7 protein-coding genes are annotated in these 12,910 nt (G+C 31.3%); 2 read left to right on the top strand and 5 right to left on the bottom strand.

The window, feature by feature from the left end; genetic code table 11:
* Nucleotides 1–494: 494 nt before the first annotated feature.
* The 3 genes from ACP6PL_RS02420 to ACP6PL_RS02410 form a co-directional block, all read right to left on the bottom strand.
* On the bottom strand, nucleotides 495–1,454 hold the full coding sequence (locus ACP6PL_RS02420; protein ID WP_426542161.1) for a putative 2-dehydropantoate 2-reductase: 960 nt from the start codon (nucleotides 1,452–1,454) through the stop codon (nucleotides 495–497).
* 835 nt (nucleotides 1,455–2,289) lie between these two features.
* Complete coding sequence (locus ACP6PL_RS02415; protein WP_426542159.1) at nucleotides 2,290–3,270, bottom strand: hypothetical protein; 981 nt, start codon at nucleotides 3,268–3,270, stop codon at nucleotides 2,290–2,292.
* 119 nt (nucleotides 3,271–3,389) lie between these two features.
* Nucleotides 3,390–4,382 carry a hypothetical protein gene (locus tag ACP6PL_RS02410; protein WP_426542157.1) on the bottom strand — a complete coding sequence of 331 codons (993 nt, stop codon included), beginning with the start codon at nucleotides 4,380–4,382 and terminating at the stop codon, nucleotides 3,390–3,392.
* Between the two features lie 761 nt (nucleotides 4,383–5,143).
* On the opposite strand from ACP6PL_RS02410, the gene dusB reads away from it, so the two are divergent.
* Both dusB and argF read left to right on the top strand, forming a co-directional pair.
* Entirely contained in the window at nucleotides 5,144–6,148 is a 1,005-nt protein-coding gene (gene dusB, locus ACP6PL_RS02405; RefSeq protein ID WP_426542155.1) for a tRNA dihydrouridine synthase DusB, read from the top strand.
* A 987-nt stretch (nucleotides 6,149–7,135) separates the two neighbouring features.
* Nucleotides 7,136–8,056 (top strand): ornithine carbamoyltransferase, encoded by a 921-nt coding sequence (argF, locus tag ACP6PL_RS02400; RefSeq protein ID WP_426542153.1) that lies wholly within the window; start codon nucleotides 7,136–7,138, stop codon nucleotides 8,054–8,056.
* Nucleotides 8,057–8,873: 817 nt separating this feature from the next.
* Here argF and ACP6PL_RS02395 read toward each other — a convergent pair.
* Nucleotides 8,874–10,574, bottom strand: coding sequence for a response regulator (locus ACP6PL_RS02395; protein WP_426542151.1), 1,701 nt, complete (start codon nucleotides 10,572–10,574; stop codon nucleotides 8,874–8,876).
* 67 nt (nucleotides 10,575–10,641) lie between these two features.
* Nucleotides 10,642–12,786, bottom strand: coding sequence for an EAL domain-containing protein (locus ACP6PL_RS02390; protein ID WP_426542149.1), 2,145 nt, complete (start codon nucleotides 12,784–12,786; stop codon nucleotides 10,642–10,644).
* Nucleotides 12,787–12,910 lie beyond the last annotated feature (124 nt).

The following is a 12,910-nucleotide window of genomic DNA, read 5'->3' as shown; positions in this document are numbered from 1 at the left end:
CTTTTTTTTAGTTCATAAATCATCTTTTTAGTCAAAGGGACATCTCCTGTAAAATATTTTTATCGTCCTTATTATTCGTAACATTCTTTTTTCAAAAGGGTATTATATAGAATAAATAGATTGTTACTACTACTTTTCTCATATTGAAATTTTGATTTTTTTCAAAGTGCAAAAATTTACCGAATAATTATGTTCTAAAGGATCTCCTTTTAAGGAAAAAAAAGCGGATATTTGCGCTAACAAAACGCGCGTTATAGGGAAGGCTAAACGCTATATCCAATCGACCAAAATAAGAAAAAAAATCATTTTGCTCAATCCTATCCATTTTAAGGCAGGAATATTGAATTCTAGAATCAAGTTAGGATTTTACTAGCTTTTAGAGATTGGTTGATATAACCTTCAATCTTTGAAAAGTAATATTTTCGTGGTTTGCACAAAAAATCAGAAATTAGAACGAAATAGCCCTAGTTTTAAGGAGAGGTAATAATTAATAATTAATTGTTAATTATTGAATGTCTGACTTGATTCCTAATATCTAAAAATTTCAACTGTCGATAAAGCAGAGAAATCATTGGCAAATCAACCTCCGCGTTTTTTGCCATCCGTAAAGGATTACCCACAATTGCTTCAACTTCTAAAGGTTTTTTTCCTTCATAATCTAGTTTCATACTAGTTAAATAAGGTTTCATTTTCTCTGTATAGTCAAGCATTTTTTGGATAAAGCGATCGTCTATTATTCGCCCACAACTCTTTGCTCCTGCTGCTACTTCCCACATTAATTGTTCTGCTAAAAACCGTGTATCTGTATTAGCCATAATTTCATCTGTTCTAGCATCTAATACCACGGAAAGACCATTATAAGGAATATTCCAAACTAACTTTTTCCACCTAGCTAAAAGCAAATCTTCGCTCAACTCAATAGAAATACTTGCCTGTTCAAAATCTTGAGCAATTTCACGCATTTGTTCTGTAATTCCTGCTGCCCTATTGTGAGAAAAATATTGCCCAATAGTAATAGTACCATAGTCGATATGACGAATTTTACCTGCTCCTACTTTATTAGAACAGACAAAACATAATCCACCTATTAGAGTACTGCTTCCTATAATCTGGTAAATTTCTGGTTCAATATTTATGCCATTTTGTAAGAGCAAAACTACAGTATTTTTATTTACTAATGGTGGTAATAATTCTGGTAAAAGATGATTTTGTGTTGCCTTTAATGCCACAATAACTACATCAGAAATTGGCATTTTTTTTACATCATTATAGGCATCTACTTTTGGTAGAGTAAAATCTCCATCCACTGATTCGATAATTAAACCTTTTTCAATGACGTGTTGATAGTCGCTGCGCAGTAAGAAACTAACTTTATGACCTGCTTTTTGGAGTTTTGCACCGTATAATCCTCCAACAGCGCCAGTGCCAATAATTGTATAAGTTTTATTTGACATTTTGATAAAATTTAAAAATTTAACTAATCATTAGAGTTTAATATTTAATCACGGTTATTCATCAATAAAAATCAGCAGCACTACTGGCTAAAACTACTAAATTGCCAGGCTTAATTTTCTATAATCCTATAGTTTTAGGCAAACCAAATAAAGTATTTTTTACTCACAAATAACCGTTTTTTTTTTAAGAAATAAATGTATATTTTCGCTTAATTTCAGAGATTTTTGAGCTTTCTCTATCGCCAATATTACTCCTTTAATTCCCATATCCCTAGTGCAGGATGACGGAAATAAGTGACCAGTGACAAAATACTCAAAGCCTTACCAATCAAAACTTCTAAATTCTGAATTCTGAATTCTTACTTCCGCGTAGCGGTACTAGGATCTTCGTCTTTAGAAGCAATTTATTTTTTTTCCATGCCTATTTTTTCTGTCACAACCCACAGAGGAATATCTGCTAGTTTAGCGATCGCTCCGCTAGTCATAACTCCTGAAGGAATATAATAACCAATTGTTGCAATACTGACTGTTTCATTATTTTTTTATTTTCAATCATACAGTTTCTACTCTTTAGTCAAACATTTTAGCATTATGATTATATATCCATGAAAATTTACCTTATTTTTGATATAAATTTTCGTAAAGATACACTAAAGAAACAAGATTAAGTATGTTTTAAGTTTGATAAGTTGCAGACCTGATAGTTGTATTCTATGTTAATGAAAACCCCTATGAAGCTATAAATATTCTTGAAAATTCAAAAACATAGTTTTTCAAGAATATTGTTTCAGTTTAAATACTTTTAATAATCCCAATTTATCTCTCTAAAAATTGATTAACTTTGTGATTCATCCTCAGAAACTATAGAATTTATTTGACTAGGAAGAGTTAAAGTGATGATGCTGAAAAGATTAAGACTTCGATAACCATCAGAGATTACATCTGCATATTCTTTTGAATAAAAAGGACCGCTATTATAAGCAAATCCTTCTCCTACTTCATATCTTGTTAATTCTGATAGTGAAGTCGTTATTACTTGAACCTGTCGTTCGTTTTGTGGCACTACTATTACATGATATCTAGCAGCATTTGGCTCTTGACTAATATATTCAGAAAGTAAGCCATCTAACTCTCCCATAATTAGTTTTTCTTTTTCGGAAACTTCTTCATCAATATTGACAAGAGCATTGATAATATCTTTTAATTCTGATACTTGTTTTTGTGGTGGAGAGGTTGCTAAATAATCAGTGACATCCTGACGTAAATTTATCAAATTTACAGAAGCATCTGCACCTTTATTTATAGTTAAATTTTCCCAGGATAAATTAATACTCCAATGATCTGCAAATGATTGAATAAATTCTTTTTCTCTGGGGTCAATTACTTCATCAATCATAGCTACCTGACTTAAAATATTGATGATTTTTTTAGCTCCTGAAGGTTTTAAAAATGACTTAGCTAAATCTCCTGCTTCTTTTCTTTCAAAATTAAGGGTTTCTTTGATTAAAGTCCAGAAGCCTTTTTTTCTTTCTCCTGGTACCCATAATGACATTCCTACAAGAAGATAGAAAACTGCTAAACCAGCAAATAATAAAGTGTCTATTAAACCTATATATTCTCCATTGAAAAGATAGTTAAGCGCAAAAATCAATCCGGGACCTAAAGAAACTAATTGTGCTGTAACAGATATACTTTCTACAACTACACGCTCATGTTTTCGCTTCCAGATTGGGTTTATTGTTAAGTAGACTTCTGCGATAGAAAATCCTATGGATAAAAAAGCTAGTACAGATATTATTTTCTGAAAAGTTTCCATGATATTGCTCCAAAATGTAATATATTTTAATTGAGAACAGATTAAGCTGTAAATATTCTTGAAAGGTTGAAAAACGATATTTTTTGAGTTTAAATACTTTTAATAGTCTCCATTGATTATTAGATACCATTAAGCATGATAGATGAATCATCAGAAACTATAGAATTTATTTGACTAGGAAGAGTTAAAGTGACGATGGTGAAAAGATTTAAACTACGATAACCATCAGATATTATATCTGCATATTCTTTTGAATAAAATAGATCGGTATGATAAGCAAATCCTTCTGCTACTTTATATCTTGTTAATTCTGGTAGTGAAGTCGTCACAACTTGAACTTGCCGTTCATTTTGTGGTACTACTATTACATGATATCTCGCAGCATTTGATTCTTGACTAATATATTCAGGAAGTAAGCCATCTAATTCTCCCATAATTAGCCTTTCTTGTTCCGAAACTTCTTCATCAATGTTGACCAGAGCATTGATAATATCTTTTAATTCTGATACTTGTTTCTGTGGTGGGGAAGTTGCCAAATAATCAGTTACATCCTGACGTAATTTTATCAAATTTACAGAAGTATTTGTTATTCTATTTGTTGTTAAATCATCCCAGGAAAAATTAATACCCCAATGATCAGCAAATGATTGAATAAATTGTTTTTCTCTAGGGTCAATTACTTCATCAATCATAGCTACTTGACTTAAAATATTGATGATTTTTTTAGCTCCCGAAGGTTTTAAAAATGACTTAGCTAAATCTCCTGCTTCTTTTCTTTCAAAATTAAGGGTTTCTTTGATTAAAGTCCAGAATCCTTTTTTTCTTTCTCCAGGCACCCAGAATGACATTCCTACAATTATATTAAAAACTGCCAAAGTAGCAAATATTGTAGTATCTATAAAACCCACATATTGTCTTTGAAAAAGATAGTTAAGTGAAAAAATTGATAGGGTAAATAAAGAAACTAATTGTGCCGTAACAGATATACTTTCTACTACTAAACGCTCATGTTTTCGCTTCCAAATTTGATTTACTTTGAAATAGGCTTCTGTTAAAGAGAAACCTATGGATAAAAAAGCTAGTATAGATATTACTTTCTGAAAAAGTTCCATGATTCTACTCCAAAATGTAATTTTAATACCAAAATTTACCACCACAAAATGTATAATCTAAAATAACTGAAATTAGTGAAATATGCAAGTTTTATATTTTAGGTAGTAGTTAGGTCTGTTTGATTTAACTTTCCTACGGGTTAGGGAAGAGAAAAAATACTGTACCTCATTAAGGCTGAGAACTACTATATAGTGATGGGGAATCAGATGCAAGAATTTGACTATTGCTGAAAAGTCTAGTTTTTCCTGCCTATTTCCTAAAAAAATACAATATTCTCACAATTAAAATAAAATAGCTATATTAAAAATATTATACTTTGCTAAATCGAAACTTAATTTTTCAGTATTATATGATTTACCTTGGTTTAAAGCTTTCGCCTAATGTAAATGTATAAATTTATTTATGAATACCTGCAATTTTGTGTAGCTTTTGCTCAACTAAAATATAATATAGTGTTTCTAAGTCTAATGAGGTACATCTATCTTTATGTTGTATTCTATTCCTTATTCCCTATCCCCTAAAACCAAAGAATTTTTTACCTCACCAGGATGAGAATTGCTATATTAGTAAGTAGGTAGATAAAATTATTTATTCTTTCCCTTTTTCTAGCTCATTGAAATATTAAATTAATTCTGTCCAGGTACTTATAATAACCAGAAAAATAAACCTCCGTATTTCAAGCTTCCGGCTGAAGTCAGAGGTACTGTTCACGAAGTTCCTCCGCAGGAGGATAACTGATAATTAATAACTAATAACTGAAATGACTCTTCTATCTCCTGAATTAAAACAAAAATTATCTACTCCACTAAAAATTGGCAACTTTGAAGTTAAAAGTCGTGTGCTTCAATCACCATTATCAGGAGTAACAGACTTAGTATTTCGTCGTCTAGTACGTCGTCATGCTCCAGAGTCCATGATGTACACTGAAATGGTAAATGCTACAGGGTTGCATTATGTTAAAGAATTACCTCAAATAATGGAGGTTGATAATAATGAGCGACCAATAAGTATTCAATTATTTGATTGTCGCCCAGATTTCTTGGCAGAAGCGGCAGAAATGGCAGTACAAGAAGGAGCTGATACTGTTGATATTAATATGGGTTGTCCTGTTAATAAAATAACCAAAAATGGTGGTGGTTCTTCTTTATTAAGACAGCCAGAATTAGCTGGAGAAATTGTTAGTAAAGTAGTAAAAGCTGTGCCTGTTCCTGTTACTGTAAAAACCAGAATTGGTTGGAGTAATAAGGAAATTAATATTCTAGAATTTGCTAAAAGAATGGAAGATGCTGGTGCTCAAATGTTAACTTTACATGGTCGGACTCGTGCCCAAGGATATAATGGCCCTGCAAAATGGGAATGGATTACAAAAGTTAAGGAAATACTTTCTATTCCAGTTATTGCTAATGGGGATATTTTTTCTGTGGATGCTGCAATACGTTGTTTAGAGGAAACTGGAGCAGATGGGGTAATGTGTTCCCGCGGAACCCTGGGTTATCCTTTTTTAGTGGGAGAAATTGATTATTTCTTGAAAAATGGTGTGGAAAAAGTATCACCCACTGCAACAGAAAAACTGGAATGTGCTAAAGAGCATTTACAAGCATTATGGGAATATAAAGGCGATCGCGGAATTCGTCAAGCTCGTAAGCATTTGACTTGGTATTCTAAGGGTTTTCCTGGAGCAGGTGAGTTGCGGGGTCAGTTGGCAAAGGTAGAAACTGTAGCACAAGGTTGTGATTTGATTGATAAAGTAATTGAAAATTTATAGGAGTAGGTAGCAGAGGAGTTTAGGGAGTAGAGGAGTTTGAGAGGTAGGTACTAAAAAAATTAGGAATAATATTACAGCGTATTTCAGGTTTATTAGCTACAGCAAAAAAAGTTTTTCAAGCAAATTTTTAAATGCTGGGGATTCATTAAATTAAAGACTGTACCTCATTTACTTGGAATCTGCTATAAATATGCTTACCTTGAAGTGTTATAAAAAAACCAGGTTTATGGGAAATAAATTGCATTAATTGATAATTACCTCTGGTTAAAACCGAGAGAATTGAATCTAAGGAAATCATATTAATGAATAATTTATCATTAGAGAAAACTATTTATAATGATAAATTGTCAATTATCCATTGGTAAATAGAGGATTTAAACCTTTGGAGATTAATGATCAATTATCCATTGGTAAGTATAGTGGGACAAAATTCGACAATGCCGACATTTGCTGAGATAAACTTGGTTTTTGTGCAGTTTTATATCAAGTCTAATTAATTAGCTATTATAAATCAGCTACCTTTAGTAATTTTTAGATAACTTAACATGTCAGCAAATAAATTTATTTCTTGGTGGATGAAAAAACTACAAAACTAATTATTTTTTACCTAGTTCCTGTAAATATTAAATTAATTCTCTATAGGTACTTGATAAAGACATTATAAAATCTTGGCTATAAATACTTATAAACTGTCAAACTATGCTCATCAAGAACAATAAAAAATCTTAATTCCAGTTGCTTTGGAATTTGTAATGGCAGTTTTATATCAAATCCGTTGGCTTTTGAGTAATATACCTATCGTCAGTCATGGTCAAAACTCACGGTTTGTATGGGTTTGGTCTCCAAACCTCTACAGTATTGAATTATATCGATGCTACCGGATTTGATATTAAATCTAAATGCTTAGTTATAAAAATTTTGTTTTCTTTTATAAAACTTTCTCTAATCTCTTTTATAAAATTAGTAACCTAACATTAGTAGTAAATTATGGATAAATTAAAAGGACGAGACTTATTAAGTTTATCAGATTTGAGTTCTGATGAATTAAAAGAACTTTTACAATTAGCAGCCCAACTAAAATATGGTAAAATAAATCTCAAATGTAATAAAGTCTTAGGACTTTTATTTTCTAAAGCTTCAACAAGAACTAGAGTAAGTTTTACCGTAGCAATGTATCAATTAGGGGGTCAAGTTATTGATTTGAATCCTAATGTTACTCAAGTTAGTCGTGGAGAACCTTTAGTTGATACTGCTAGAGTTTTAGATAGATATTTGGATATTTTGGCAATTCGTACTTTTGAACAAAAAGACTTAGAAACTTTTGCCAATTATGCAAAAATTCCAGTTATTAATGCTCTAACAGATAGGGAACATCCTTGTCAGATATTGGCTGATTTCTTGACAGTTCAAGAATGTTTTGGCAAGTTAGAAGAAATAACTTTAAGTTACTTTGGTGATGGTAATAATGTGGCAAATTCTTTACTATTGGGTTGTGCCATGATAGGAATGAATGTGAGAATAGCAACTCCAGCAAATTATCTGCCAAATATGGAAATTGTGGAGCAAGCAAAGAGCATTGCTAATGGCAAAAGTGAAGTTATAGTTACTGAAGATCCCCAATTAGCTGTTAAGGATGCTCAAGTGCTTTATACTGATGTTTGGGCAAGTATGGGACAAGAGCAGGAAGCTAATAATCGAATTCCCATTTTTCAACCTTATCAAGTCAATGAAAAGTTGGTAGAAAGTGCATCAGATGATGCGATAGTTTTACACTGTTTACCAGCACATCGAGATGAAGAAATTACTGATGGAGTCATAGAAGGAGAGCGATCGCAAGTTTGGAATCAAGCAGAAAATCGAATGCACGCTCAAAAAGCTTTATTAGTAAGTCTTTTAGGTAGTGATTGAATAATGGATAATTGATAATTGGTTTGCTTATTAAATCTAAAAAATTTATACAGTAAAGATTTAAGGGATTTTTAATCAGAGAAAGTAGCAATTTTTTGCTCTCTTGAGCTGCAAAAATTGAGGATTTTCAACAGACAACAGCGGAAAAATTAAGGGATAATTGTTCCAACTACATTGCCTAAGTTCACTATTTCTCCTGACTACTGATTACTGACTACTACAAAGAGTAAAAATACTTTTGATCCCCAACCTTAATTAAGGCTTGCTGATTAAATCTAAAAGCATTTCAAAGCAAAGGTTTCAGCATTTTTTTGCCCTTAAAAAGTGCAAGCTTTTAGTTATTAAAGGTTCAAAAAGTTAGCCTTTTATGCTAACTATGGCAAAAAAATCAAGGGACGATTCTTCCTCCTACTGTATTTCTTTTTCTCCTTAAAATGATAGGCTTTCAAGCGAATGAATTAATTATCCATTTTATTCATTACCCATTATTTTAGTTCATAAAGCCGGAATCCACTGTATTTCTTTTTCTCCTTAAAATAAGAGGCTTTCAAGCGAATGAATTAATTAGGGTTTGCTTTTGGAAAGTCTTTTTGCTGGGGTAGGAGTCAGGAGTTAGGAGGAACGGGGAATTTAGAGGAAGTAGTCCGAAGAATTATAAGAGTGATTTTTCTGCCATAGTCAGCCCAAAATCCTAACTTTTTAGTCGTTTCAGCTTAAAAAGTAGCACTTTTTTTCGACTTAAAAAGGCTAAAAACTTTACTTGTAAACGCTTTGATATTTAATCAGCAAGCCCTAATTATCAATTATCCATTATCAATTATCCATTATCAACATTATTTTTAAGATAGAAATAAACAGCTTTGTCTTGATTATTTAAATTGATAATTCTCTGAAATATTTGAGTAGCTCTTTCCTTCTGTTGAGAGTAGTAACTAATAACTCCTTGCTCAAATAAAGTTTTAGTTTGTCTTTTAAATTCGATCAGTTCAGGTGGATCTGCATCAAAAAATTCAAATAAAGATACTACATCTTTTTTCCCTTTAACTTTAACTTGACCAAGAAATCTATAATTATATTTTGTATAATCTTTAAGGGCAAAAAAGGTATGTTGACTAATAATTAAAGAAGCACCATAAACTTTAGTTAAATCTTGTAGACGAGAAGCTAAATTTACAGCATCACTAATTACAGTAGTATCCATTCTATTAATTCCACCAACTGTTCCTAACATTAAGGAACCTGTATTAATTCCAATCCCAATCTTAATAGGTGATTTATTATATCCTTTCCGAAGAATGTTGTATTCATTTAGTTCTAAAAGCATCTCTAAAGCAGCTTGAACAGCATCATCAGGACACCGACCAAATAGTGCCATAATGGCATCACCAATATACTTATCAATAAAACCATAATTAGCAGTAATTAGAGGCTCCATACGGGAAAGATAAGAATTAATAAATTTAAAATTTTCTGCTAAAGTCATGGTTTCTGAAAGAGTAGTAAAAGAGCGGATATCAGAAAATAAAATTGACATCTTCTTTTGTACAGATTCACCCAAAGAAACTTCAACAATACTTTCATGTCCTAAAAATCGGAGAAACTGTTTTGGTACAAAGCGACTGTATGATTGATTAAGTTTAGATAATTCAGTATTTTTAAGTTCTAGTTGTTTAGTGAATTGAATCCTTTCTGCTTCAGCTTTTTTTCTTTCTGTAATGTCTTGAAAAGTAGCGATCGCGTAAATTAATTTACCATTATCATCAAAGATTGGACTTGCTGATACTTCGACAGGAATTATCTTTTCCCCTTGACGAATTTCCATATTATCAACTCTAGTATTTTCCCCTTTTAAAGCTTGAAATATGGGCTGTTGTTCATAAGGATAAAATGTTTCTGTTCCTGCTAAATAAAGTTGATAAATTTCTGGAATTTGCTCTGGAGTAGTTTCGGCTATTATTCCTTTACCAAAAATATTTTGTGCAGTTTGATTAGTGTAGAAAGGTTGACCATCAGCATCAACTACAAATACTCCTACTGGCAAAGTTTCTAAGAATTTTTCTAGTCTTTTTTCACTTTCATATAACTTTTGAGCTGCTTCTATTAAATGTTCCTGTTTAAGAGCATCTTTTAATCTTTGAACATAATTTAGAGTTTTATTAACTGTAATTTCTAAATCTTCTAAATCGATGGGTTTAGTTAAGAAATCAAATGCTCCTAGATTCATGGCTTTTCTCACGAGAGCTAAATCACTAGAAGCAGAAATAATTACTGTTTTCAGTGTAGGATGATTAATATCAGAAAGAGTAGATAGTAAGGTAATACCATCCATTTCTGGCATACTAATATCAGTTAATATAATATCTATGTCAGGTTCAGCTTGTAACTGTTCTAGAGCTATTAAACCGTTAGAAGCAAAAATAAATTCTAGGTCTTTTTTCCGAATTTGATTTCTGAACTTTTGCTTAATTATTGATTTAAAGGATGGTTCATCATCCACAACCAGTATTTTTGCTGGCATAGGTTCATTTTAGTTTGAAGATTGTATTACTAATATAGTCAAAAAACTAAATAAGATAACTTTTAGTTTACCATTTTTTACCTGAGGCAATTAATTTAGTTGCTTGGGAACTGTCAATAGGTTTAGAAAAGAAGTATCCTTGTCCATATTTACATTTAAGTTCTCTGAGCAAAGCTAGTTGAGTAGCTGTTTCTACACCTTCAGCAATCACATCTATTTCTAGATTAGTAGCCAAACTAATAATTGCTTTCGTAATCTCTAAGTTCTGTGATTCAGCATCCATTGTCATTACAAAAGAACGGTCAATTTTCAGAGTATCAATGGGAAAGTTACGGATACGACTTAATGAAGAATAACCAGTGCCAAAATCATCAATATTTAACTGTATATTCATGGCTTTTAGTTCTGATAATATACCCATCACAATTTCCTCATTTTCCATTATTGTAGTTTCAGTAATTTCTAACCTCATACTATGATGATCTAAACAAGTACGAGATAAAATTTCATCAACTTGTTCTACAAGATCGGATTGAGAAAATTGTCTGCCAGAAAGATTAACACTAATTGTTAAAGACTGAAGAGAAAATTCTTGTTGCCAATTATAAGTTTGCTGACAGGCTTGTTGCAGTGTCCACCAACCAATAGGAATAATTAATCCTGTTTCTTCTGCAATAGGAATAAACTTATCTGGAGAAATCATTCCTTCCTGTGGATGTTTCCATCTAATTAATGCTTCAAAGCCACATATTAAACCTGTTTCTAACAGAATTATTGGTTGATAATATAACTCTAATTCATTGCGTTGTAAAGCTTGTCTGAGGTCTATTTCTAACTTGAGTTGTGCTAAATTATCAGCATACATTGATGGTATAAAGAATTCTTGACGAGCTTTTCCTAAAGTTTTAGCACGATACATAGCTGTATCTGCATCTCTAAGGATATCTTCAGGACTTTTATAATCTTTATTGGGTAAGACAATACCAATACTAGCGCTAGTATAAACTTCTTGATCGTTAATATAAAATGGTAATTGTAACAATTGTTGAATTCTTTGAGCTACATATTCAGCATTTTCTTCGGATTTAACATATTCTAATAGTATAGCAAACTCATCTCCTCCCATTCTGGCTACACTATCATCATCGCGCATATCTTGTTTAAGTCGATTAGCTACTTCTATAATTAGTTGATCTCCTGCTAAATGTCCTAAACTATCATTAACTATCTTAAACCGATCTAAATCTATAAAAATTACAGCAAACTGATCTTGAGGATGTCTCTGATATCTAGCCAAAGCATTAGATAGTCTATCCATAAACAAAGCCCTATTAGGTAATTGAGTTAGGGAATCATGGAAAGCATCATGGAGTAGTTTTTCTTCTGCTATTTTTCTCTCTGTAATGTTATGACAGTTAACAACTATTCCTTCTATATAACTATCCGAAGTTAAGTTGGTAAATACTGCTTCAAATACTTGCCACTTGTGTTGCTCATCTTTGATTTTAAATTCTTTGATATACTGTTTTTCTAATGAATTTTTGACAGCTTTTTGCAAAGTATGTCTAACTAACTGACGATCATTGACATGAATGATATTGAAAATTGATATGTTTGAATAATTTTCATCAAAATTATCTAAAAATTTCTGTGCTGATGGACTAGAATAAATAACATTGCCATCAGAATTTAAAATCATAATGATATCAGTAGAATTTTCAATTAATGCTCTAAATCTTTTTTCACTTTCACGCAATGTTTGTTGTTTTAATAATTCTGCATGAGCTTTCTCTACTAACTTTTTCTGTTGTAGTGCTTCTTTACTATCTTGCACAGCCTTCAATGTTTTATTCAGAGTAATTTCTAAATCATATAAATCTAAGGGCTTAGTTAAAAAATCAAAAGCACCTAGATTCATGGCTTTTCTAATAGTTTTCAAATCACCATAAGCCGAAATAATTACTGTTTTAATAGTTAATTCTTTTGTTTCTGATAGCTTTTTCAATAAAGTTAGTCCATCCATTTTAGGCATATTAATATCAGTAAATATTAGCTCTATATCTGGTTCATTTTCCAGAATTTCTAGAGCTTCTATACCATTATGGACAAAAACAAAGTTTAGTTCTTTTTCTTTAATTCTTTTCCTGAATTTCTGGGAAATTAATAATTCTAAGTCTGGTTCATCATCCACAACAAGTATCTTGGCTAACATAATCTTTAATAATTAATATTTTTTTATTACTTAAGAGTTAATTGATCGACTAAATCTTTAAAGAACGAGTAGGTTGGAAAACAGGAATTTACTAAAATCTAGGTTACTAAAGCCTAATTATTCA

Source organism: Dapis purpurea BLCC-M126 (assembly GCF_050015975.1).
Taxonomy (GTDB): Bacteria; Cyanobacteriota; Cyanobacteriia; order Cyanobacteriales; family Microcoleaceae; genus Trichodesmium.
This window is presented reverse-complemented; position numbering and strand designations above follow the sequence as displayed.

Coding starts and splice junctions, on each gene's coding strand:
- dusB (WP_426542155.1), top strand. CDS start 5,144: ATGACTCTTCTATCTCCTGAATTAAAACAAAAATTATCTACTCCACTA.
- ACP6PL_RS02415 (WP_426542159.1), bottom strand. CDS start 3,270: ATGGAAACTTTTCAGAAAATAATATCTGTACTAGCTTTTTTATCCATA.
- ACP6PL_RS02395 (WP_426542151.1), bottom strand. CDS start 10,574: ATGCCAGCAAAAATACTGGTTGTGGATGATGAACCATCCTTTAAATCA.
- ACP6PL_RS02390 (WP_426542149.1), bottom strand. CDS start 12,786: ATGTTAGCCAAGATACTTGTTGTGGATGATGAACCAGACTTAGAATTA.
- ACP6PL_RS02410 (WP_426542157.1), bottom strand. CDS start 4,382: ATGGAACTTTTTCAGAAAGTAATATCTATACTAGCTTTTTTATCCATA.
- ACP6PL_RS02420 (WP_426542161.1), bottom strand. CDS start 1,454: ATGTCAAATAAAACTTATACAATTATTGGCACTGGCGCTGTTGGAGGA.
- argF (WP_426542153.1), top strand. CDS start 7,136: ATGGATAAATTAAAAGGACGAGACTTATTAAGTTTATCAGATTTGAGT.